Below are 22,525 nucleotides of genomic sequence, written 5' to 3'. Positions count from 1 at the left end.
GTTTAATTAGTCACACGTACTCGCCGACTGGTTTTGTCGCTAGTAATTATTTGTGGTTTTTGGCGTTCCTTTAGGTGGTTATCTAGCAGGTTTTTACCTGCAATAATCAGCCCCATACCAAAAAACGCACCTGGTGGCAGCATTAAAATTAATACTTGGAAGTCAGTAAAAAAGGTAATTTGCCAGTTAGCGGCTAGGGGGCCAAAGAGTAAATCCATACCACTAAAGAGGGTGCCCTGTCCAAAAAGTTCTCGCAAAGCACCTAATAAAATTAATACTAGCGCAAAACCTAGGCCGACCATCAGTGCATCTATCAGTGCAGCTAAGGGTGAATGTTTAGAGGCAAAAGCATCGGCACGGCCTAAAATGGCGCAGTTGGTTACGATAAGTGGAATAAAAATACCTAAAATTAGATAAAGCTCGTAGGTGAAGGCTTGCATTAACAGCTCTGCACAGGTCACAAAAGAAGCAATAATCATCACAAAAGCAGGGAGGCGCACGCTAGCAGGAACATGGTTACGAATCAGCGAGACAGAAAAGCTTGAACCAAGTAGTACCAGCAGGGTTGCTAAACCTAAACCTAAAGCATTAGTCACTGTACCGGTAACGGCTAAAAGTGGACAAAGCCCTAAGAGTTGCACTAGGGCAGGGTTGTTGTGCCATAAGCCATCTAGGGTAATTTTGCGATAATCAACGCTGGCTGCCGAATCACTCATTCTTCTGCTCCTACTTCTGCTTCTAGGCCTAGTGGAATTTCTTCTTGCCAAGCTTGGTTTTGCTGCCAAAGCAGGCTGCGCTTAATAACGTTAACCACGGCTCTGGGGGTAATAGTTGCCCCGGTGAACTGATCAAACTCGCCACCGTCTTTTTTTACTGCCCAATCGCTAATTGTAGGATTGGTCAAACTTTTGCCAGCAAACTGTTTTAGCCAGTCAGATTTACGTTCTTCAATACGATCACCTAGCCCTGGAGTTTCACGGTGACTAACAACACTCACACCTTTAATTTCACCTTGCAGGTTCATTGCCACAAGTAGGTTGATATCACCTGTGTAACCATCTTTAGCCGTGAGAGGCAGAATAATCAGTGCTGGCTGACCCTTTTGAGTCGCTAGGTGGGCAGTAAACGGTTGGTTATGCCCTAGTTCTGGTGCGGCTGGTAGGGTTAAAGGCTGATCTAGGTTTAATTCGTATTGATCGGTTGGCGCTAGGCTATAAAGAACTTTAGCCTCAGCTAGTGCCTGGTTTTTATGGATGCGTTCTGCGGTCATAAGGCGAGTAAAGCTAACCACACCAGCGGTAATTACGGCAAAAATGACTAGGCCAATCACGCTTTGCGTAAGGCTAGATTTATAGCTGGGTGCTGAATTGGGGTTAGGGCTAGAATCAGTCATTTTTTTGCTCCCCTTTTTTGCTCCCTGAACCCATACCGCTCTGTGGTTTGTTATGCCCATAAACTCTGGGGCGGGTGAAGTAGTCTAAAGCTGGTGCGGCAAAGTTCATTAAAAGTACCGAAAAGGCCACGCCATCTGGGTAACTACCCCAGGTACGAATGCTAATAACTAATAGGCCCACGCCTAAAGCAAAAAAAATACGACCTTTGACACTGGTCGCACAGCTAACTGGATCGGTAATTATAAAAAAAGCAGCAAAGACCGCTGACCCAGCAGCAAAATGTAACCAAGGCGGCGCGTAATGGCTGCTATCAATACCCCATAAAAAAGCACTGTAAACCAAAAGAGTGGCTAAAAATACTAAGGGTAATTGCCAGTTAATAATGCGTTTATAAATAAGGTAAGCACCACCCACTAGCCAAGCCAATGCAATGTAGGTTGAAGCTTGAAGCATGGCTGGATGTAGAGGTTTTAAAGGACTTAGGCTTTGGGTGGCTCGCCAAAACTCACTGGCCATTTGCGGGCCTTTATTGCGCCAAGCATCTAAGGCCGTGGCACCCGTTTGAGAATCTACCCCTTGCAGGCTGTTAAACCAACTCAGTTGATCGGCAGTAGCGGCCATAGGCCAGAGTGTCATGGGCACAGGAAAGCTAATCAACAAAAAGGCATAGGCAGCCATGGCAGGGTTAAAAGGGTTTTGGCCTAGCCCACCAAACAGGTGTTTGGCAGCTAGCATGGCAAACAGCGCACCGCTCACGGGGATCCACCAAGGGGCACTGGCAGGCAGGCAAACACCTAAAAGTACCCCAGTTAAAATTGCTGAATAGTCTTGTAAAGGGGCTAGGTTACGCTTTCTTAACTTTAAAACGCTAGCTTCTGCAAGTAGAGCACTGCCAGTGGTTAGCAAGAGGTTAACCAATATGCCTGGCCCAAAAAAGTAGGTCAGCGCAACGATGCCCGGCAAGCAAGCAAGAATCACCTGTTGCATCACCCTGCTGGTGCTGCTTTTACCGTGAGCGTGGGGGGAGCTAAGTAGAATACGGGTCATTGAGTGGTTTCCTGCAAACTGTTTGCTTCGGCTAGTTTGGCTTCAGCCTTGGCAAGCTGTTCTTTGGCTTTGTCTATCATCTCTCGCTGCTTGTTCATTTGTTCGGGTGTCGCATCGGGGTTAACTTCTAGGTTGCTGAGTGTTTTTTCAGCTTTTCTAACCGCGACACTAGCCGCTGCTTTGGCTGTTTTAAGTTGCTTCAATAAAGCAGTGTTGTTGGCTACTGCTTTTGGGGCTTGGGTGGCTTGTGCTTTGCTAGCCGTTGCCTGACTAGTTTGTTGGCTAGTCTGCTGACTTGCCTCTGTTTCAGTCGCTTCTTTTTCAGCAGCAGCTTTTTTTGCTGCAGCCATACGAGCAGCGGCTTCTGCTCTAGCTAGGCGCTTAGCTTCTCTATCCAGCTTTTCTTGTTCTAGTCGTGCGTTACGTGCTTCAAAGCGTTGTTTAGCTTGTTCTGCTTTTATCGCTTCTGCCTGCATTTGCCTTAATTCTGCCTTGGCATGGCGGTAATATTGTACCAGCGGAATCTCACTAGGGCAGACCCAGGCACAAGCACCGCATTCTATGCAATCAAATAATTGCTGATCAGCTGCTTGTTCATAGGCTTGGTTAGCCGAATAAAAATAAAGCTGCTGGGGTAATAGCTGTGCAGGACAAGCTAGTTCACACTGACCACAACGTATGCAAGGCTGTTCTACTCCAGGCAGAGGAAGTTCTTTTTCTGTGGGCAGTAGAAGGCAGTTAACACTTTTAGTTATCGAGTAGTCGCTGCTATCCAAAGTAAAGCCCATCATGGGGCCACCCACAATTAAGCGTTGAGCTTTTTTGCTGCTGGTTTCTTTAATACCTGCTTCATCTAGCAAATCTTGAATAGGTGTACCTAGTCTTACCCAGTAATTCCCCGGCTGGCTAACGGCTTGTCCGGTGACGGTTACTAGGCGTTGAATTAAAGGTTGCCCAAGTGTAACGGCAGCATTAAGCGCATAAATAGTGCCTACGTTATGACAGAGCACGCCTAGATCTAGAGGGATTTTACCGCTGGGAACCTCTTGCCCAGTGAGGAGTTGTATAAGTTGCTTTTCACCGCCCGAAGGGTAGCGGGTTGGCAGTACACCTATTTCTAGTGCTGCTTTTAGTGGGTGTTCACTTAAGGCAGTTTCTAAAGCAGCGAGGGCTTCAGGTTTGTTGTCTTCTATACCTAGCAAGATAGCTTGAGGTTTAAGTAAGCGCTGTAAAATGGCAATGCCATCTAAGAGTGCTTTAGCTTGCGTTTGAATGAGAAGATCATCGGCGGTAATGTAAGGTTCGCATTCTGCAGCATTAATAATTAAAGTTTTAATGCCTTGCTGATAAGCCCCGTTAATTTTGACACTCGTAGGAAAACCTGCACCACCTAAGCCGACTAATCCAGCTTGTTGAATCATCTCTAATAACTGCTCATCGGTGGCTTCTTGCCAAAGAGGATAGGCAGGATGCTGATAAGGCGTGTCCTGCCCATCGCTAGTAATAACAATGCTAGCCACGTTTAAGCCAGAAGGGTGGACTAGGGGGCGTTCTTCTAGCGCTATTACCTGACCGCTAATACTGGCATGTAAATTGGCTGAAAAACCTTTTGAGCAGCTAGCAATTAATTGACCAGTTTTTACTCTGTCGCCCACCTCAACCAAGGGTTTAAGTGCCGGGCCATTGCCACTAGACAAGGGAAGTACGACTTGTTTAGGTAGCGCAGCAACTCTAACTTCAGCCAGTGAAGATAGGTGTTTGTTTTCAGCTGGGTGAATGCCGCCATGAAAAGTGCGTTTTATCCAAGTGGTTGCCATGCTTAAACAGCCTCCTGGCTAGTTGTCTGATCAGTGGCTCGGTCTGTAGTAATTATTCGGCTAGCTGCTGGTGCAAGTGGGCCTGAAGGTGCTGGCCATTGCCAGTCTTTAGGTTGGTTGCTAGTGACAGGCAGCATATCTATGCAATCCACAGGGCAGGGCTCTACACATAAATCGCAGCCAGTGCATTCATCAGCTATAACGGTGTGCATTTGCTTAGCAGCGCCAAGAATCGCATCGACTGGGCAGGCTTGAATGCATTTAGTGCAGCCAATGCATTCATCTTCTCTTATGTAGGCAACGCGTTTAATACTACTGCTGGTGTCTTCTGCATCTAGGGGTAAGGGGTCACGCCCAAGCAAATCTGCCAAGGCTTGAATGGTGGTTTCACCCCCTGGTGGACAAAGGTTGATGGCTTCGCCTGCGGCTATGGCTTCTGCATAAGGTTTGCAACCTGGGTGACCACACTGGCCGCATTGGGTTTGGGGTAAGAGTTGGTCTATTTTTTCAACCAGCGGGTCGCCTTCTAAATGAAAGCGTACTTGAGCAAAACCCAATAACAAGCCAATAATTAAGGCCAGTAAGCTAAGAGCGAAGATAGCGGTGATTAAACTCAAATTTGCACCCTCACAACTGCACCATGCCAGTAAAGCCCATAAAAGCTAAAGACATTAAGCCAGCGGTTATCATAGCAACGGCTGCGCCTTGGAAAGGCTTGGGAATATCTGCCAAGGCTAGGCGTTCTCGCATGGCGGCAAAGCAAACTAAAACCAGTGCAAAACCTAGGCCAGCGCCTAGGCCGTAAAGAATCGACTCCACAAAGGTTTGTTCTTTATTGATGGATAGCAAAGCAACCCCAAGTACTGCGCAGTTGGTGGTAATGAGGGGTAAGAAAATGCCTAGCACTTGGTAAAGTAGTGGCGAGGTTTTATGTACCACCATTTCTGTAAACTGCACCACGGCGGCAATCATAATAATAAAGCTAAGGGTGCGCAGGTATTCTAGCTCTAGTGGTGCTAAAAGACCGTAATAAACCAAGTGGCTTAAACCAGAGGAAAGTGTTAACACAAAAGTGGTTGCTAGTGACATGCCAAGGGCTGAGTCGAGCTTGTTCGACACTCCCATAAAAGGGCACAAGCCAAGAAATTGCACTAGAACAAAGTTGTTTACCAGAATTGTGCTAAGGAGAAGTAGTAGGTATTCGGTCATTTATCCTGCTCTAAGCGACTAAATTAGGTAATTTTAACCTAAGTGCGCTGGCTTAATGTAGGTGGCAGACTGCCGCAGAGCCGCTAGGATAGTTTTTTATTCAGTTTTCTTCCAGCGTTTGGTAGGTGTTTTCAATGCAGTGTTTAAAAAAAAAAGGCATAATCCAACCATGTCAGAAGCAAGCATTGTTTTTGAAAGTAATTCACCGACTGTAATATTTTATATTTTGAGGCCAGTGGAATGATGTTGTTGCGAAAATTAAAAATAAATCACCGCATTTGGATTGTTAATCTTTTAGCTGTGATAGGCATGCTAGGTATTCTAGCGCTGGCTTTAAATCGTCAATATAGCGATATGGAAGCTGAAAAACTAAGCCAGGTGACTGAGATCATCGATGTGGCTGATAGCATTATTGCTGGTTACCAAAAGCAAGTGAGGCAAGGCAAGTTAAGCGAGCGTGTAGCCAAGCAAGAAGCCTTAGATAGAATTATCGATATTCTTTATGGGCCAGACGATGACTATGTTTTTGTCTTTGATTCTGAGGGGTTGACCCTAGCTCACCCTAGTGCAGATTTACGCGGTCGCAATCTAATCGACCTTCAAGATACCGAGGGAGATTATTTTGTACGGGCAATGATTGAGGGTTCTAAGCGCAATGGCTCAGCAACTGTTCCCTACTACTGGGCTAGAACAGCTAACGACGCGCCTTCACCTAAAATTTCTTATGCACGTTTAAATACTCAGTGGCAGTGGGTTTTAGCAACAGGCGTGTATGTTGATGATATAGACGCCATGTTTATGGACAGCCTAATTGCTTTAGGTAGTACAGCCTTGGTTATTTTAGCCATCATGCTGGTGGTGGGTGTGCTAATAGGCCAGTCGATTATTCGACCTATTAATGAAACTGCCAGTGCGATGCGTGAAATTAGTTCAGGCGATGGTGATTTAACGGTACGTTTGAATACGCAAGGCCAAGATGAAATTACTCAGCTCACCTCACATTTCAACCAGTTTGTTGAAAAAATTGAAGACTTGGTGGGTGATATTAAATTATCGGTGAGTGCCATAAACATTGCTGCAGGTGAAATTGCCGCAGGTAACTCTGATTTATCACAACGTACCGAAGAGCAGGCCTCTAGCTTAGAAGAGACTGCCTCTAGCTTAGAAGAGCTGACTTCTACTGTGCGTCAGAATGCTGATAATGCGCGCCAAGCTAACCAGCTTTCGCAAGAAGCCAGTGTGGTTGCAACGGATGGTGGTGAGCGTGCTAAGCAGGTGGTTGCCACCATGGGCGAGATTAGTGCTAGCTCAAACAAAATTGCAGAAATCACTACGCTAATTGATAGCATTGCTTTCCAAACTAATATCTTGGCTCTAAACGCAGCCGTTGAAGCAGCGCGTGCCGGTGAACAAGGTCGTGGTTTTGCGGTAGTTGCAGGTGAGGTGCGTACCTTAGCGCAGCGTTCAGCAGCAGCAGCTAGAGAAATTAATGAGCTAATTACCGAGTCAGTAGAGACGGTTAGCTTAGGTAGTAAACTGGTGCATGAAACAGGTGAAACCATTGGGCAGATAGTCACCTCAGTTAAGCGAGTAACCGACTTAATGGGTGAGATTTCTGCAGCTTCAGATGAACAAAGCCAAGGCATAGAGCAGGTTAACCAAGCGGTTATTCAGATGGACGATGTAACCCAGCAAAACGCCGCTCTAGTTGAAGAAGCTGCAGCTGCGGCTGAGTCTTTAGAAGAACAGTCGGAAGCTTTAAGTGATGCCGTTGCTTTGTTTAAAGTGAGTGGTCAGCAGGGTGAACAAAAAGCAGCTGCTAAACAAGCTGCTCGTAAAGCTCCTTTGGTAGCGCCTAAGCGTGGACCCGTTAAAGCTGCAGCAAGTAAGCCTGCACCTACCCGCCGTTTAACTCCTCCTCCAGCACCTAAGCGTTCTGATGACGATGAGTGGGAAGAGTTTTAATTTTGTTATTGAAGATTTTGGAGATTAAAGGTTTATGGCTAAGACAATTCTAGCTGTTGATGATTCGGCTTCTATTCGCCAAATGGTATCTTTCACTTTGAAAGGTGCTGGTTACACAGTGGTAGAAGCTAACGATGGTGCTCAGGGTTTGCAAAAGGCTAAAACGGGTCGTTTTGATCTAGTCTTAACCGACCAAAATATGCCAAATATGGATGGTTTAACCCTGATTAAAAGCCTAAGAGCTTTACCTAGCTACGCACGCACACCTATTTTGGTTCTTACCACAGAAGCCGGCGATGCCATGAAGCAACAAGGTAAGGCGGCAGGTGCTACAGGTTGGTTAGTGAAACCTTTTGACCCTCAAAAACTGATTGATGTGGTTAAAAAGGTTATAGGTTAATTTTTTGCGTAGCAGTTTTTGGAAGAGGCCCGCTTTATGAGTATTGATCTCAGCCAGTTTCATCAGGTATTCATAGATGAAGCTTACGAGCACCTAGCAACAATGGAGAGCCTGTTACTGGCACTAGACTTGGAAACTCCAAGTCTAGATGACTTAAATGCTATTTTTCGGGCTGCCCACTCTATTAAGGGCGGTGCTGGCACTTTTGGTTTTACTGATATTGCCCAGTTAACTCATGCGCTTGAAACGTTGCTTGATCGACTGCGTAAAGAAGAGTTACACCCTACCGATGTGATGATTGATGCATTTTTACATTGCTGCGATTTATTAAGCAGTATGCTAGATGTCCATCAACATGGTGGTGAGGTTGATCAAGCACGTATTGAAAGCTTGCAGGCAGAGCTCCTTCACCTAGCCGAAGGTGATGAGCCACTCGCAGAGGTTAGCCAGCCCAGCGCAACCACTCAGCCAGCTACTGAAGCTAGCTGGTTAATTAAACTACACCCAGCAGAAGATGTTTTTGCTAAGGGTGCTTCTTGGGAAGCGATTAATACTGACCTTCAAGCACTGGGCGAGCTGCAAGTGCTGAGTGAGTTATCTGAAGGCCAAGCCAGCTGGCGCTTGTTGGGAAACCCCGAGCGAGCAGACCTTGAAGAAATTTTTGCTTACGTTTGCGCCGCAGATGAAGTGACTTTTACTTTAGAAGAAACGGGCAGCCAAGAAGAAACTGAAGATGACCTAGGCTTTGGTTTTTTTATAGATGAAGCAGAGCTACCTGCAGAACTCGATAAGCTTCAAGCTGAGCAAGAAGACGAGCAGGGCTTTGGTTTCTTTATTGATGAGCAAAGCTTACCCCTTGAAACTGAAATGGCAGCGACAGAACCTAACAAAGCTGCAACAGAAAAAGCACCTGAAAAGAAACCAGCTAAAAGCGCTAGTTCAGGAACAGCTAAACGCCCAGCCACTGCTGCAGAAGCCTCTATACGAGTGGGAGTAGAGAAAGTTGACCAGCTAATTAACCTGGTAGGTGAATTAGTTATAACCCGCTCCATGCTGGCTCAGTCGTTATCTGCCTTAGACCCTATGGAGCATGAAGAAATTTATTCCGGCTTAAGTAGCCTAGAGCGTAACTCGCGTGACTTACAAGAAGCGGTGATGTCGATTCGCATGATGCCGATTAACTTTGTTTTTGGTCGCTTTCCACGTGTAGTACGTGATTTATCCAGCACGATGAACAAAAAAGTGGCACTTAAGTTGGTTGGTGAGGAAACTGAGTTAGATAAAGGTTTGATTGAAAAACTAGCCGACCCTTTAACCCACCTAGTGCGTAACTCTATCGACCATGGTATTGAATCGCCTGAAGAACGCTTGGCAGTAGGTAAACCTGAGCAAGGTACGATTACGTTAAGTGCAGGGCACCAAGGCGGTAGCATATTAGTTGAAGTAATTGATGATGGTGCGGGTTTAAACCGTGACAAACTGATTGCCAGTGCAACTAAAAAAGGTGTGCCACTGAGTGAAAACCCAACCGATAAAGAAGTTTGGCAGTTAATTTTTGCTGCTGGTTTTTCTACCGCTGCTCAGGTCACCGATGTTTCTGGTCGTGGTGTCGGCATGGACGTAGTTATGCGTAACATCACCGAAATGAAAGGCCAAATAGAAGTCGATTCTGAACCAGGCAAGGGTACCCGCATTAGCTTACGCCTACCCCTAACCCTAGCCATTTTAGACGGTATGTCTCTGAGAGTGGGCGATGAAGTATTTATACTGCCATTAACGCGCATTATTGAATCCATGCAGCCAGATTCAGAGCAGTTAAAAACTGTGTCGGGTCAAGGTCGTGTAGTGCATATTCGTGGTGAGTACTTGCCGCTGATTTCCTTATACAAGGTGTTTAACCTAGAGCCTCGTTTTACTAATCCTGAAGAAGGGATACTCGTAGTCGTAGAAAGTGCAGAGGGTAAATTGGCTTTATTTGTAGATGAATTAATTTCTCAAAACCAAGTAGTCATTAAAAGTTTAGAGACTCATTATCGTCGTGTAGAAGGTGTGTCGGGAGCCACCATTATGGGCGATGGTCGTGTGGCTTTAATTATAGATATAGAACAGCTTGCAAGAATGACCCAGCCTGTATAGATACTTTGATTGGAGAAAAAATTATGAGTGAGTTGGCCGCAGAAAGTGTTCAGGCTCTAACGGGCCACCAGGAATTCTTAACTTTCACTTTAGGTGAAGAAGAATACGCCATAGATATTTTAAAAGTGCAAGAAATCCGTGGTTACGATGGTGTGACTCGCATTGCTAATACTCCTGACTACATCAAGGGAGTCATTAATATGCGTGGTGTTATCGTGCCGGTGGTTGATATGCGTTTAAAGCTGCAAGTAGGCGAAGCCGTTTATGACCAGTTTACAGTGATGATTATCTTAAATTTAGGTAGTCGAGTTGTCGGTATGGTTGTGGATGGTGTTTCTGATGTAGTGGCTTTAAGCGAAGAGCAAATAAGGCCCGCACCAGAGTTCGGCGCTGCTTTAGATACTCAGTACATTCAAGGCTTAGCCAGTATTGAAGAGCGCATGGCCATAGTGGTTGATATAGAAAAACTTATGTCTAGTAGTGAAATGGGGCTAATGGATAGTGTGGCTGAAGCACTTTAACAAGAGGTTGCAAGTATGCTGAAACGCTTAAAAGTTAAATCCAAACTTTTTATAGTTATTAGCTTTATGGCACTGCTTTTGCTCATCATCGGCATGATGGGTTTAAGTGGCATGAAAAAATCTAATACCGCTTTAGGTGATGTTTATAATGACCGCTTAAGACCCACCCTACTGCTAGCCGAAATTCAATATTTGATGCAGCAGAATATTATTCAGCTAAACCTTGCTTCCATGCACGACCCTAGACTTGATGAGCATGTGCTGCATGATCACCCAATCACAATGCACACAGATATTGTCAGAGAAAATATTAAACAAATTACCCAGTTATGGACTGAGTTTATGGCTAGTAGCTTAACAGAAAGAGAAAGTTTGTTAGCTGCTGACTATGCCAAGCTAAGGGGAGACTTTACTCAACAGGGCTTAGTCGCCACCATTAAATTGCTTGAGTCGGGTTTTTTTGAGCTAGCCAATGTGCACATGATTGAAAAGACCAACCCTTTATTTCTTAGTAGCGTAGGGGTTGCAGAGCAACTACTTGAGCTACAAAGGCAAGTTTCTTCCGATCTTTTTGAAAACCAGCAAGCCTCTTATTCCACCGCTCAGCTAATCGCTGTCGTGATGATAGTGGTCGGTATTTTAATTGCAGCTTTCTTAGGTTGGCTATTGATTAGTGTGATAGTTAATCCTTTAAATAGGGCGGTGAATTACTTTCAGGAAATCTCTAAAGGTAACCTGAATAACACCATTGTTATTGAACACCAAGATGAAATTGGTGAGGTGTTAACTGCTTTGCAAGCCATGCAAGACCACTTGCGGGGTTTGGTGACTGAAATTAAGTCTTCTGTTGATTCTATTAATACCGCTTCACAAGAAATAGCTACGGGTAACGTTGATTTGTCACAGCGTACCGAAGAGCAAGCCTCTAGCCTTGAAGAAACCGCAGCTAGCTTAGAAGAGCTAACCTCAACGGTTAGACAGAATGCGGATAATGCACGCCAAGCTAATCAGCTAGCACAAAACGCTAGCAGTACAGCGGGTGAAGGTGGTGAAAAGTCGCGTCAAGTGATCACTACCATGGAAGCCATTAGTGACAGTTCTAATAAAATAGCCAACATTATTAAGCTAATTGATGACATAGCTTTCCAAACCAATATTTTAGCTTTGAACGCGGCAGTTGAAGCTGCCCGTGCAGGCGATCAAGGCCGTGGTTTTGCAGTGGTGGCAGAAGAAGTGCGCTCCTTAGCACAGCGTTCAGCAGCAGCAGCTAAAGAAATTAGTGACTTAATTACCCATTCAGTAGCCACGGTTAGCCAGGGTGCTGAGCTAGTAAAAGAAACGGGCAGTACAATTGAGGCCATCGTAGGTTCTGTTCAACGTGTTACTGATATTATTGGCGAAATTTCTGCTGCCTCAGACGAGCAAAGCCAAGGTATTGAGCAGGTGAACCAAGCGGTTACACAAATGGATGATGTAACCCAGCAAAATGCTGCCCTGGTAGAAGAAGCTGCTGCCGCCGCTGAGTCTTTGCAGGAGCAAGCTGGTCTGTTAAGTGATTCAGTGGCTATTTTTCAGGTAGATACAGCCAAGCAACCCACTAAAGCTAGTAAGCCTGCAAAATCTCTGGCAAATAAACCAGCCAGTCAACCTTTAGCTAAGCCTGCTAAAAGGTTAGCGGCCAAGCCTATTCCTAAGCCTAAAAAGTTTGATGATGATGAATGGGAGGAGTTTTAGTCTGTGAGCGACAAAGAGCGCGAATTTGAATTTACGGATAAGGACTTTCAAAATATTCGTAATCTAGCCCAGGCACGTGCAGGCATTTTCTTAAGCCCCAAAAAGCGTGACATGGTTTATAGCCGCATTGCTCGGCGCTTAAGGGCATTAGGACTGATTGATTTTCAGCAATACCTAGAGCATTTAGAAGAAAATGAAGATGAAGCACAGGATTTTATTAATGCTTTAACCACTAATTTAACGTCTTTTTTTCGTGAAGCACACCACTTCGATTTGCTGGCTGAACAAATGTTGGCTTTAGCTAATAAGCGTCGTGGGCCTATTAAAATTTGGTCTAGTGCCTGCTCAACAGGTGAAGAAGCCTATTCTTTAGCTATGACTGCTATAGAAGCTTTTGGTAGTTGGGCACCTCCCGTGCGTATTTTAGCAACCGATGTTGATACCAATGTTTTATCTCAAGCTAAAAGAGGCGTTTATGCTTCTGATCGCATTAGTAAATTAAGTGATGAGCGAATTAAAAACTTCTTTGTTAAGGGTAAGGGTAGCCATTTAGGTATGGTGAAAGTCCGTTCCCAGTTAAAAGATTTAATTCACTTTAACTCACTGAACCTTTTAGCACCTGGTTGGCCAATTAAAGGCCCATTTGATGCTATTTTCTGTCGCAATGTGATGATTTATTTTGATAAGCCTACTCAGTACAAGGTATTGAAGCGCTTTCATCCTATGTTGTTAGATGAAGGGCTGCTTTATGCAGGCCACTCAGAAAGCTTTCAGCATGCTGCCGACTTATTTCGCTTAAAAGGTAAAACAGTTTTTTACCCTGTCACTAAGAAGTCGTTGGATGGGAGCTAAGCTGTGGAAGCCGATGAACAGCTTTCTAGGATCTACTTTGATCCTTACTTTGAAACGGGTGCGGTAAAAGTTCTACCCGGTGAGTTTTACGTTACTCAGCAGGAATTGTTGCTGGTGACGGTGTTAGGAAGCTGTGTTGCGGCTTGTATTCGTGATGAGTCACTCGGTTTAGGGGGTATCAGTCATTTTATGTTGCCTAGGGAACATTTTGACCGAGACCTAGTGGGTTGCTCTATTCGTTATGGTAGCCATGCTTTGGAAGTTTTAATTAATGAATTACTTAAGCGAGGAGCTAAACGTGAGAACCTTGAAGCTAAGGTGTTTGGTGGTGGCAATGTATTGGCAGCCGATGGAAGTCAAATCATAGGTGAGCGTAATGCTGAGTTTTTGCTGAGTTATTTGGAGGCAGAAAAAATACCCGTAGTAAGCCAGAGTTTATTAGGTGCTTATCCACAAAAGGTATATTTTTTTCCGACTTCTGGCCGAGTACTAGTAAAAAAACTTAAAAGATTAAATAATACGACTATATTTGATCGTGAAGCCGAATATTTTGAGAAGCTCTTGAATATTCAAGTGGCAGGTAACATAGAGCTATTTGGATAGAGTTGTTTGGTTCGTTATGACAAAAAAAATTTCTGTACTAGTGGTTGATGATTCGGCGCTTATACGCAAGCTACTGACTGATATTATTAACAGTCATGCTGATATGCAGGTGGTTGCCGTAGCGCCTGATCCTTTAGTTGCTAGAGAATTAATTAAGCAACACAATCCTGATGTGCTAACGCTAGACGTTGAAATGCCGCGTATGGATGGCTTAGATTTTTTAGAGCGTTTAATGCGCTTAAGGCCAATGCCGGTTCTTATGGTTTCTTCGCTAACGGAAAAAGGCTCAGAGGTTACCCTTAGGGCTTTAGAGTTAGGCGCGGTAGATTACATTGCTAAACCTAAGGTAGATATTGCCAGTGGTTTGCAGGGTTACTCTGAATTAATAGCTGAAAAAATTCGGGCTTGTGCTCAAGCTAGAGTGAGTTCTAGGGGGCGTCAGCAAGATGTTAGTGCTGCTAGTCTGCGCGCTAAAACTGTAGCGGCAACCAGTAAACGTGTGGGCTATAAGTCAACAGAGAAAATTGTGTTTTTGGGTGCATCTACAGGCGGAACTGAAGCAATTAAAGATTTTTTAATTGATCTGCCCGCCGATATGCCCGCCATTATGATTACCCAGCACATGCCAGAAAATTTTACCCGCACTTTTGCCGAGCGGTTAGATAAACTCTGCGCTTTACGGGTTAAAGAAGCAGTCGATAACGAGAGGGTTTTGCCTGGTTATGTTTACATAGCACCAGGGAATCAACATTTAGAGGTTAAGCGTAGTGGTGCAAACTACATGACTCGCTTACATTCAGGACCTCCTGTTAATCGTCACCGTCCTTCTGTTGATGTGCTGTTTAATTCTGCTGCTCAGTTGGTTGCTAATAATGCGGTTGCAGTTATTTTAACGGGTATGGGTAAAGATGGTGCGCTGGGTATGTTAGAAATGCAGCGTGCCGGGGCGCATACCTTGGCGCAAGATGAAGCAAGTTGTGTAGTTTTTGGAATGCCTAAAGAAGCGATTACTCTAGGTGGTGTTGATGAGGTTCTGCCTTTAACACAGCTGCCTGCTAGGGTTATTGAGTGCTTAGGACAAAGAACCAATCGTGTGTAAGGAAATCAGAAGTTAATGAAACGCTCTTTTGTATGGTTAGCTTTGGTCGCAGTATTACTGATGAGTTTAGCTATTAGTCAATTTATTCCAGCTTGGTTAACCGGTTTGTTATCTGGCTTAGCTAGCTTTGCTTTAGGTTTGTTTGCCAGTCAGTCGGCTAGCAAAAATACAGCCAGTCAAACCTCAAACTTACCTCAGGGTGACTTTGTTGCGGGTATTTCTGAGGTAGATTTGCAGCGTGATTATCGTCAGGTAGGCGAAACCATTGCAGAGGTGGTGAGTGAGTCTATGGAAGATTTAGATTCGCTGACCAGTATGCAAAACGATGCCTTAGCTACCCTGGGTGATGCTTTCTCTCGTTTTAAAACAGATTTAGACGAGCAGCAAAACCTAGTGGAGTCACTGCTCTATGGAGGTCAGGCTGAAACTGAGTCTAGTTCGCATGGTCGTATGAGTAACTTTGCCGAAGATACGCTAAAAACACTGAATAGCTTTGTAGGCACCTCGGTACAAACCAGTGCTGACTTAATGGAAATGCTAGAAAGGGTTTCAGAGCTGTCTGAGGGTATGCCTGAGTTAATGAAGGTTTTAGGCGACATAGACAGCATTGCCGAACAAACCAACCTTTTAGCCTTAAACGCTGCCATAGAAGCTGCGCGTGCAGGCGAGCATGGCCGTGGTTTTGCGGTAGTCGCCGATGAAGTGAGAGCCTTGTCTTCGCGTTCTGCAGAATTTAGTCGCACTATTCAAGTTAACTTGAACGCGATGAATAAGCGCATTGAGGCTTTAGTTGAAGACGTCAGTAAAATAGCTTCTCAAGATATGAGCTTTATTTTAACGGCCAAAAAAGAAGTGGAAGTGGCTATAGAGTTGCTGATGGAAAAATCTAGAAGCGATCAGTTGGTGACTCAGCAGTTAGAAACCTTGTCTGGGGATTTAAACCAGGCTTTAAATGATGCAATGCGTGCTTTGCAGTTTGAAGATATGAGTAGCCAAACCATTCAACACACGGCTTCTGAACAAAGCCATCTCTTGCTGTTGGTTGAGGCATTAAAAACAGGTGCTGATGACCCGCGTGAATTTCACCGTGCTTTACATAAACGCATGGAGGAGTTTCGTGATGCTCGTACCCAGCGTAAATCTAACCCTGTTTCCAGTAGTTCGATGGACAGTGGCGATATCGATCTTTTTTAAGTTAATCAGTGACAAGGCTTTAGGTAAGGAGAGTGGTTGTGTCTAATCTTTCAGTGGTACGTATTCCCGAGCGTTTTGATTTTTCATGTCACAAAAAATTTAATGAAAATACTGAGCAAGTTTTAAAAAACACTCAGGTTAAAGTGATCAGCTTAGACTTTTCACAGGTTACTTACTTAGACAGTGCCGCTTTAGGTATGGTGGTTTACCTGCATAAAAAAGCAGCAGCTGCTAATAAAAAAATTGAAATCATTAATGCGTCTGGCGTAGCCTTAGAAATACTCATGGTAGCCAATATAAATAAGCTTATAGAAATTAAATGACCGCTAGTGATGCACAGCAGCTAAGCCTGCTAAAAAAACAATTAGAAGAAAGTAATGCTGCTTTACAAAGCTATTTGATTGCTAGTCAAGCTGAAGCCGAAATGGCTTCACATATTTTTTATAATAATTTACTCGATGAAAAGTCAGAAGACTTACAGGGTTTTGACCGTTACCTCCTGTCTAAGTCAGAATTTTGTGGAGATTTAATTCTGGCGCGTTATTCTCCCTCGGGTAGTATTTTTGTATTGCATGTTGATGCTATGGGGCAGGGTTTATCTGCCACTGTCACCCTTTTACCTGTTGCCGATGTTTTTCATAGCATGGTTGATAAGGGTTATGCCCTACCCATGATAGTGCGCGAAATGAATCGCAAAATGAATTACAAGCTACCTCCTGATAGGTTTGTTGCTGCTTCACTGATTGAAGTTGATTTATTGCATGAGCAAGTCAGTATTTGGAATGGTGGTATGCCGCCCATTTATTTACTAGATGCTAAAGGAGAGCTAGTCAGAAGCTTTCACTCTACTCATTTGGCCTTAGGTATTTTAGACAGTGATAAGTTTGATGCTGGGGTAGAGCGTTTAGCCTTACCAACCGAAGGTGGAATTTTTGCTTCTAGTGATGGCTTAATTGAGCAAGAAAATGCGGTAGGTGAGCACTTTGGTAGTCAGCGCTTAATTAAAGAGCTAAAAGGTAACTCACCTCATTTTATGACGGGTAGAGTGGTTGCTGCATTAAAGTCTTTTACTGGTTTGGCTAAGTTTAGTGACGATGTTTCTTTATTTTATTTGCACTTCCAAGAGCTTATTTTTTTCTTAGATCAAAAAGAGCTTTCAGCAAAAAGCTTACGCAGTCTACAAGATATTCACCCCTTTCGTTGGGAGTTAACACTCAAAGGTCGTCAGCTAGCTGAGCAGGAGGTGGCTAGCCAGTGCAATAACTTGTTGCAGCAAATGGGTATGCCACAACCTTTATGCCAAAGAGCTTTTACTGTAATTAGCGAGCTGAGTACTAATGCAATAGACCATGGTATTTTAGGTTTATCTTCTAACCTGAAAAATTTTGCCGATGGTTTTGCTGAATATTATACTCAGCGAGATAAGTTAATTTTAAACTTAGCTGAAGAAGATGTGCTAAGAATCACTTTAGATTGGCAACCTAGTGCTAGTCAGCCACGTTTGGTGATTGAAATTCAACAAACAGGCGAAGGGTTCGATGCTGACAAGGTTTTGGCTAAGACCTCAGATGAGTTATCTGGCCGAGGTTTGTTATTAGTGAAACGCTTGACATCTAACTTGATGTATAGTGATTTCGGTCGTTTAGCACAAGCCACCTTAGAGTAGTGTGATGAATAATTTTGCTGTTGATGAACACTTTGCCCTGTCGCACTACTATGACCCTAAATTTAAAACTCAAGCTGTGAAAGTTTTACCTGGTCAATATTACGCGACTGAGGGTGATGAAATGATAGTCACCGTTCTAGGCTCGTGTGTTTCGGTTTGCTTAAGAGACAACTATTCTGGCATTGGCGGTTTAAATCACTTTTTATTACCCCATGATCGCTCCGCTAGTGACTCGCCCTTAGCTGAATCAGCACGCTATGGTGTTTATGCAATGGAGTTACTAGTTAACCACCTACTTAAACTAGGCGCTCAAAGGCGGCGCTTGGAAGCGAAGGTTTTTGGTGGGGGCAAAGTCATTAAAGACTTTACCTTTGCTAATGTGGGTGAGCGCAATGTTAGCTTTGTATTAGAACACTTAAAGCAGGAAGGTATTCCTATAGTGGCTAGGGATTTATTGGATATCTATCCACGTAAAGTGCACTTCTTTCCACATTCAGGTCGTGTCATGCTTAAAAAAATTAATAGTCTGCACAATTCAACTCTGATTGAGCGAGAGAAGGGTTATCTACGTCAAGTAGAGCATAAGCCCATCGCCGGTGAAGTGGATCTTTTTTAGTTTACCCCACCCTAACTTGAATACAGTGCCCTTGCTCTGAAACGATCACTTGATCACTGAGTGCCCGTAAACTAGCCAAGCTCGCTTCCTCTACCAAGCTGCTCTTACCTTTTGCGTTATCGCTTACTTCAATAAGCAGGCAGGGAGCGGCTGAAGTTATAGCAATACAGCTGCTTGGGCAGGGTTGATTGCAATCTTTTAAACTACCTTGAAACTTCAAGTTTAGATAATAATCATCACTTAAATTTTCTAAGGCTTGGCGTTTGACCTGCTGTAAATCTTCTGTACTTGGAGTTGATTCGCTGGCTGAATTAGCAGGCAGTTCTAATAAATTAGTCTCTATCACTAATTGAACTAGCTCATGCACTACATTAAATGCCCAGCGCTTTAAAGGCATACTTAAACCCTGAGCCTGCATAAATTCATTGCATAGTGCAGGTAAAGATTGCTTGGCTAACTTGCTGCCATAAATTTTCATTTGCCATTCAAAAGGTGTATCTAAGCTATCACATAAGAGTGTTCTAGCATTAAATTCCTGAGTTGTAACTTCTAGCTGAGTGAAGTCAATTTGGCAGAGTGAAATATCATCATCAGGCTCTTTTAACTGAGCAAAGTTAAGCACGCTGTTTATAAGGTTAGTTAGGGTGTTGTTTTTTGTTGGGTGCTGCAACGCATTAATCAATTTTTTGTAACCAAAAGCTTTTTGATTAGGGTTCTCTTGCTCTATTAAACCATCAGAATAAAGGAATAATTGCCCATCTTTAGGTAGGGAGAGTAGCTCTGGGGTTGACTCAAACATGGCTTCATCAAGAATACCGAGTGCCATATTTTTAGAGTTAAATTTTTCTACCAGTTGCCCTTCATTATTCATAAGTAATGCGGGTGGCATAGCGCCATTCCAAATGCTCACTTCTTGTTGGCTAGGGTTAATTTCAATTAACAGGGCAGCTACAAAGCGGTCATCAGGTAGGTCTCTAACTAGGTGTTTATTCATTTCACTTAAAATAAAGGGTAGCTGATAACCTTTTTGTACCATGGCATTAAAAACAGAAATAACTGGCATGACGGTAATGGTGGCACTAAGTCCATGACCTGTAGCATCGGCTACCAGAATAAAAGTGCTGCCTGAGGGTGAGCGTTTTACTTGGATAACATCACCACTAAAACGACTAGAGGAACAAATTTGGTAGTTAATGCCTGCAAGCTGGTCAGTATTTTTAACTAATAGGTGGCCATAAAGTACTTCAGCAGCCATGGCGTTTTCTTGTTCAGAAAGGTTAATAGCAGTTTCTAACTTTTGGGTATAACCACTGATTGCCCTTGAGGCACCTAGTAGGTTAACCAATAAAACTAGTAGGCTGTTAATTCTTAAACGTAGGCTTAGGTCATTCATGGCTGGTGAATGAATAAATATGCCTTGTATAAAACCAATTTGTGGTTCTTTTTCTAGGTGACTCACTAAAAAACTTGGTTGAGTGAGCGTGTTTTTTCTTGTCTGGTCGGTTAGGTACTGATGAACAATGCTTAACCCAGTTAAGGAGTGTTGGGCTTGAGTGGTGTTTTTTAGCTGCTCTTGCAGTAGTTTCTCTGCTTCCAGCTCAGTGATTTGATCTGTTTCAGCAAACCAGTAAATAATTAATTTGGGTTGGCTTTTCTCTGTTAAGTAAACACTAATGAAATCGAAGGCTAGGGTTTTATGAATATCTATAAAAATGCCTTTAATGTACTCCTGCCAGTTGTCTAGGCGGGTATTTTTTATCACTAGCTTGCTCAGCAAGCTGGTTTCAACCTCTAACTGACTCTTGTCATTCAATACTTGACCTAACTGACGAGCTAGGGCGCTAATGTTGTTGAAAGCAAGGTTTAGCTCATTAAAAATAAAGTTGAGCTGGGTGGGGTTAAAGTTTTGTAAATCTTGCCCTGTTTGTATTTGGTTTATTTGCTGGCTGAAGGCTTTGATTGATTGGTTAATTTTGCGGATTGCAAAATGAGAGAAAATAAAAGCAATAATTAAAAAAATAAATGAGTAAAGAGCAAAGGTGCCTATGTAGGTTAGGCGAACTTCAGTGGTTATGTTGGGCAGTGTAATTTGAGGGCGGATTGCTTCGGGTAGAGCTTCTAATTGTTCTACCAGCTGATTAGCTTGTTCATCCATTAAGCTTTCGTAGAGCAAAGAAGAAATACTTGTTACGCCAATAAAAACAATAAAGGTGCTGAAAAAAACAGCTAAAAAGATAAACCAGCGGAGGGTACGCAATTTATTTAAGAAAAATTTGAGCAACTGAGGCTCCAAGTTTGGGCAAGCTGAATAAAGTTCTAATTATCCGTTGCTTGCTTGCTCTTGTCTATCGCCTTGCTAGTCTGTAGATGAGTCAGTTTGCCGCGTACAAAAAAAGCAGCTTAAAAAGCTGCTTTATTGGTGGGCTTTTAATGCTTTTAACTATTAAACTGGAAAAAGCGCACTTAGCTTGGTTGCTAACATCATATCGCCTTCAGCACGCAGTTTGCCTGCCATAAAGGCCTGCATACCATCTTCTTCACCGGTTAAAACATCTTTTAGGGTTTCTTTGTTCATAATCAGTGTTACGGAAGGGTCATCGTGATCACCTTCAGCAATTTCACACTGGTCATTTTTAATAACAACGTAGTAGTTGTTACCATCTTCAACGTTGAACTGAAACACGTCATCCATACCTGCAGCAGCAGCAGTGTTAAATTTGTCCTTCAGTCCTTCAATAATTGCGTTAATATCAGCCATGGTTTTATCCTCTTTGTGAGCTGGTTAATGAGTTCAGCTTATTTCAAACGTATGTTTAATTCAAGCTTTTAATGGAGAATTTCTAAGTGTGGGAATTACTTGCAGACTATGTGGTTTTTGTATTGAAGATAGCAACCCTATTGGTTGCGCTAGTTATTTTATTAGTGAGTGTGGCAGCCGTTAAGCGTAGCCGTGAAAGCGATGAGCAGCTACAAGTCCAGGAGCTTAATGAACGTCAGCAAGATTTACAGCTTTCACTGCAGGCAGAGTGGCTAGAAACAAAAGCTATAAAAAAACTGCACAAGGAAAAAGAGAAAAAAGCCAAGGTTCAGGCGGCCAAGTTGGCTAGTTTACCTAGAGTGTTTGTTTTAGATTTTAAGGGCGATTTAGATGCAAGCCAGGCTGCTGTTCTAGGTAGAGAAATTAGCTTGCTACTAAGCTTGTTGCGCTCTGAAGACGAAGTGGTGGTGCGTTTGGAGAGCGCTGGTGGTTATGTGCATAGCTATGGTCATGCTACCGCTCAGTTACAGCGTTTAAGGGATAAAAATATTGATTTAACCGTGTGTGTAGACCGAGTGGCAGCTTCAGGTGGTTATATGATGGCCTGTACTGCGACTAAGCTGTTGGTTGCACCCTTTGCTATTTTGGGCTCTATAGGCGTTGTGGCTGAAGTACCTAACCTGCATAGGTTGCTAAAAAAACATGAAATAGATTATGAAGTGTTAACGGCAGGCGACTATAAACGTACTTTAACCCTCTTGGGTGAAAATACACCTGAAGGAAAGCAGAAGTTTATTGATGATTTAGAACAAACTCATGATTTATTTAAAGCGTTTGTACAGCGTTGTCGTCCGCAGTTAGATATAGATAAGGTGACTAAGGGAGAGGTTTGGTATGGAGAACAGGCGTTAGGCTTACACTTGGTGGATGGTTTGCAGACCAGTGAGGCTTATTTATTAGAGCGTCAAGATGAAGCTAGGGTATTTAAGGTGCGCTTAAAGAAACCCTTGAACTTAACTGAAAAAATTGCAGGTCAAACAGCTAAAGTTATAGAAGGGCGTTTGCTTAGCTGGTGGCCTAAATTACAGGCCACCTTTTTTCATCGCTAAATTTTCTACCGATAAAACACAGACTTAGCTAGGTAGGTTAAACGTTGCAATACATATTATGTAGGGTGCGAATAATTTGCTTAGCTTCTTCACCGTTAAGTGAGTAGTAGATAGTTTGTGATTCGCGGCGTGTTTTAACTAGCTGGTCACGGCGCAACACTGCTAAATGCTGTGAAAGTGCAGACTGGCTTAAGTCTAGGCAAGCATTTAATTCACTAACCGAAAGCTCTCGGTCATCTAAGTAACACAAAATTAGTAAGCGGCTTTCATTCGCTAGTGCTTTTAAAAGGGTGGTAGCCTGCTTGGCATTATTGCGTAAGTCATCAATGAATTCGCTTTGAGTTTCTTGCTTTGCTTTTGCAGTTGTTGCCATGGTTTTTACTCAAGTTTCGCTTAAGTTGATTA

At 43.4% G+C, this 22,525-nt stretch carries 22 protein-coding genes; 13 read left to right on the top strand and 9 right to left on the bottom strand.

What is annotated here, in order from left to right:
* Positions 1 to 2: 2 nt before the first annotated feature.
* From BP27_RS0103975 to rsxA, 6 genes are read right to left on the bottom strand one after another with little or no spacing between them, the layout of a single operon-like run.
* The gene (locus BP27_RS0103975; RefSeq protein ID WP_027850446.1) at positions 3 to 716 is read right to left on the bottom strand and encodes an electron transport complex subunit E; all 714 of its coding nucleotides are present in this window, start codon (positions 714 to 716) and stop codon (positions 3 to 5) included.
* A complete protein-coding gene (rsxG, locus tag BP27_RS15140; RefSeq protein ID WP_051610270.1) occupies positions 713 to 1,393 on the bottom strand; it encodes an electron transport complex subunit RsxG in 681 nt (226 codons plus the stop codon). The genes BP27_RS0103975 and rsxG overlap by 4 nt, the downstream gene beginning before the upstream one ends.
* The gene (locus tag BP27_RS0103965) at positions 1,386 to 2,441 is read right to left on the bottom strand and encodes an RnfABCDGE type electron transport complex subunit D (RefSeq protein WP_027850445.1); all 1,056 of its coding nucleotides are present in this window, start codon (positions 2,439 to 2,441) and stop codon (positions 1,386 to 1,388) included. Before BP27_RS0103965 ends, rsxG begins: the two co-directional genes overlap by 8 nt.
* Entirely contained in the window at positions 2,438 to 4,258 is a 1,821-nt protein-coding gene (rsxC, locus tag BP27_RS0103960) for an electron transport complex subunit RsxC (RefSeq protein WP_027850444.1), read from the bottom strand. Before rsxC ends, BP27_RS0103965 begins: the two co-directional genes overlap by 4 nt.
* A gap of 2 nt (positions 4,259 to 4,260) precedes the next feature.
* The gene (rsxB, locus tag BP27_RS0103955) at positions 4,261 to 4,875 is read right to left on the bottom strand and encodes an electron transport complex subunit RsxB (protein ID WP_027850443.1); all 615 of its coding nucleotides are present in this window, start codon (positions 4,873 to 4,875) and stop codon (positions 4,261 to 4,263) included.
* 10 nt (positions 4,876 to 4,885) lie between these two features.
* On the bottom strand, positions 4,886 to 5,467 hold the full coding sequence (gene rsxA, locus BP27_RS0103950; protein ID WP_027850442.1) for an electron transport complex subunit RsxA: 582 nt from the start codon (positions 5,465 to 5,467) through the stop codon (positions 4,886 to 4,888).
* A gap of 240 nt (positions 5,468 to 5,707) precedes the next feature.
* On the opposite strand from rsxA, the gene BP27_RS17495 reads away from it, so the two are divergent.
* The 12 genes from BP27_RS17495 (at position 5,708) to cheD (BP27_RS0103890) (ending at position 18,253) form a co-directional block, all read left to right on the top strand.
* A complete protein-coding gene (locus tag BP27_RS17495; RefSeq protein ID WP_036239344.1) occupies positions 5,708 to 7,432 on the top strand; it encodes a methyl-accepting chemotaxis protein in 1,725 nt (574 codons plus the stop codon).
* 34 nt (positions 7,433 to 7,466) lie between these two features.
* The gene (locus BP27_RS0103940) at positions 7,467 to 7,832 is read left to right on the top strand and encodes a response regulator (protein ID WP_027850440.1); all 366 of its coding nucleotides are present in this window, start codon (positions 7,467 to 7,469) and stop codon (positions 7,830 to 7,832) included.
* Positions 7,833 to 7,868: 36 nt separating this feature from the next.
* Entirely contained in the window at positions 7,869 to 9,968 is a 2,100-nt protein-coding gene (locus BP27_RS0103935) for a chemotaxis protein CheW (RefSeq protein WP_027850439.1), read from the top strand.
* A gap of 23 nt (positions 9,969 to 9,991) precedes the next feature.
* A complete protein-coding gene (locus tag BP27_RS0103930) occupies positions 9,992 to 10,489 on the top strand; it encodes a chemotaxis protein CheW (RefSeq protein WP_027850438.1) in 498 nt (165 codons plus the stop codon).
* A 15-nt stretch (positions 10,490 to 10,504) separates the two neighbouring features.
* A complete protein-coding gene (locus tag BP27_RS17490; RefSeq protein ID WP_027850437.1) occupies positions 10,505 to 12,223 on the top strand; it encodes a methyl-accepting chemotaxis protein in 1,719 nt (572 codons plus the stop codon).
* A 3-nt stretch (positions 12,224 to 12,226) separates the two neighbouring features.
* Entirely contained in the window at positions 12,227 to 13,075 is an 849-nt protein-coding gene (locus tag BP27_RS0103920) for a CheR family methyltransferase (RefSeq protein ID WP_027850436.1), read from the top strand.
* A 3-nt stretch (positions 13,076 to 13,078) separates the two neighbouring features.
* Positions 13,079 to 13,678, top strand: a complete 600-nt coding sequence (gene cheD, locus BP27_RS0103915) for a chemoreceptor glutamine deamidase CheD (RefSeq protein ID WP_027850435.1) — start codon at positions 13,079 to 13,081, stop codon at positions 13,676 to 13,678.
* A 16-nt stretch (positions 13,679 to 13,694) separates the two neighbouring features.
* Positions 13,695 to 14,777, top strand: coding sequence for a protein-glutamate methylesterase/protein-glutamine glutaminase (locus BP27_RS0103910; protein ID WP_027850434.1), 1,083 nt, complete (start codon positions 13,695 to 13,697; stop codon positions 14,775 to 14,777).
* Between the two features lie 534 nt (positions 14,778 to 15,311).
* Positions 15,312 to 15,971, top strand: a complete 660-nt coding sequence (locus BP27_RS17565) for a methyl-accepting chemotaxis protein (RefSeq protein ID WP_425411876.1) — start codon at positions 15,312 to 15,314, stop codon at positions 15,969 to 15,971.
* 38 nt (positions 15,972 to 16,009) lie between these two features.
* A complete protein-coding gene (locus tag BP27_RS0103900; protein WP_027850433.1) occupies positions 16,010 to 16,294 on the top strand; it encodes an STAS domain-containing protein in 285 nt (94 codons plus the stop codon).
* Entirely contained in the window at positions 16,291 to 17,637 is a 1,347-nt protein-coding gene (locus BP27_RS0103895) for an ATP-binding SpoIIE family protein phosphatase (protein WP_027850432.1), read from the top strand. Before BP27_RS0103900 ends, BP27_RS0103895 begins: the two co-directional genes overlap by 4 nt.
* A gap of 4 nt (positions 17,638 to 17,641) precedes the next feature.
* A complete protein-coding gene (gene cheD, locus BP27_RS0103890; protein ID WP_027850431.1) occupies positions 17,642 to 18,253 on the top strand; it encodes a chemoreceptor glutamine deamidase CheD in 612 nt (203 codons plus the stop codon).
* A 1-nt stretch (position 18,254) separates the two neighbouring features.
* Here cheD (BP27_RS0103890) and BP27_RS0103885 read toward each other — a convergent pair whose 3' ends face one another.
* Positions 18,255 to 20,534, bottom strand: a complete 2,280-nt coding sequence (locus tag BP27_RS0103885; RefSeq protein WP_027850430.1) for a PP2C family protein-serine/threonine phosphatase — start codon at positions 20,532 to 20,534, stop codon at positions 18,255 to 18,257.
* A gap of 162 nt (positions 20,535 to 20,696) precedes the next feature.
* Complete coding sequence (locus BP27_RS0103880) at positions 20,697 to 21,011, bottom strand: SCP2 sterol-binding domain-containing protein (RefSeq protein WP_027850429.1); 315 nt, start codon at positions 21,009 to 21,011, stop codon at positions 20,697 to 20,699.
* Between the two features lie 86 nt (positions 21,012 to 21,097).
* Here BP27_RS0103880 and sohB point away from each other — a divergent pair, with 86 nt between their 5' ends.
* Positions 21,098 to 22,120: a protease SohB gene (sohB, locus tag BP27_RS0103875; RefSeq protein ID WP_027850428.1), complete on the top strand. Its 1,023-nt coding sequence runs from the start codon at positions 21,098 to 21,100 to the stop codon at positions 22,118 to 22,120.
* 37 nt (positions 22,121 to 22,157) lie between these two features.
* Here sohB and BP27_RS0103870 read toward each other — a convergent pair whose 3' ends face one another.
* Positions 22,158 to 22,493: an ArsR/SmtB family transcription factor gene (locus tag BP27_RS0103870; protein WP_051610266.1), complete on the bottom strand. Its 336-nt coding sequence runs from the start codon at positions 22,491 to 22,493 to the stop codon at positions 22,158 to 22,160.
* Positions 22,494 to 22,525 lie beyond the last annotated feature (32 nt).

The sequence above is a fragment of the Marinospirillum insulare DSM 21763 genome (assembly GCF_000686905.1).
Classification (GTDB): domain Bacteria; phylum Pseudomonadota; class Gammaproteobacteria; order Pseudomonadales; family Halomonadaceae; genus Marinospirillum; species Marinospirillum insulare.
This window is presented reverse-complemented; position numbering and strand designations above follow the sequence as displayed.

Coding starts and splice junctions, on each gene's coding strand:
- BP27_RS0103940 (WP_027850440.1), top strand. CDS start 7,467: ATGGCTAAGACAATTCTAGCTGTTGATGATTCGGCTTCTATTCGCCAA.
- rsxG (WP_051610270.1), bottom strand. CDS start 1,393: ATGACTGATTCTAGCCCTAACCCCAATTCAGCACCCAGCTATAAATCT.
- BP27_RS17490 (WP_027850437.1), top strand. CDS start 10,505: ATGCTGAAACGCTTAAAAGTTAAATCCAAACTTTTTATAGTTATTAGC.
- rsxA (WP_027850442.1), bottom strand. CDS start 5,467: ATGACCGAATACCTACTACTTCTCCTTAGCACAATTCTGGTAAACAAC.
- BP27_RS0103880 (WP_027850429.1), bottom strand. CDS start 21,011: ATGGCTGATATTAACGCAATTATTGAAGGACTGAAGGACAAATTTAAC.
- BP27_RS0103930 (WP_027850438.1), top strand. CDS start 9,992: ATGAGTGAGTTGGCCGCAGAAAGTGTTCAGGCTCTAACGGGCCACCAG.
- cheD (WP_027850431.1), top strand. CDS start 17,642: ATGAATAATTTTGCTGTTGATGAACACTTTGCCCTGTCGCACTACTAT.
- rsxC (WP_027850444.1), bottom strand. CDS start 4,258: ATGGCAACCACTTGGATAAAACGCACTTTTCATGGCGGCATTCACCCA.
- BP27_RS0103965 (WP_027850445.1), bottom strand. CDS start 2,441: ATGACCCGTATTCTACTTAGCTCCCCCCACGCTCACGGTAAAAGCAGC.
- BP27_RS17565 (WP_425411876.1), top strand. CDS start 15,312: ATGCTAGAAAGGGTTTCAGAGCTGTCTGAGGGTATGCCTGAGTTAATG.
- BP27_RS0103935 (WP_027850439.1), top strand. CDS start 7,869: ATGAGTATTGATCTCAGCCAGTTTCATCAGGTATTCATAGATGAAGCT.
- BP27_RS0103870 (WP_051610266.1), bottom strand. CDS start 22,493: ATGGCAACAACTGCAAAAGCAAAGCAAGAAACTCAAAGCGAATTCATT.
- BP27_RS0103895 (WP_027850432.1), top strand. CDS start 16,291: ATGACCGCTAGTGATGCACAGCAGCTAAGCCTGCTAAAAAAACAATTA.
- BP27_RS17495 (WP_036239344.1), top strand. CDS start 5,708: ATGATGTTGTTGCGAAAATTAAAAATAAATCACCGCATTTGGATTGTT.
- BP27_RS0103975 (WP_027850446.1), bottom strand. CDS start 716: ATGAGTGATTCGGCAGCCAGCGTTGATTATCGCAAAATTACCCTAGAT.
- BP27_RS0103910 (WP_027850434.1), top strand. CDS start 13,695: ATGACAAAAAAAATTTCTGTACTAGTGGTTGATGATTCGGCGCTTATA.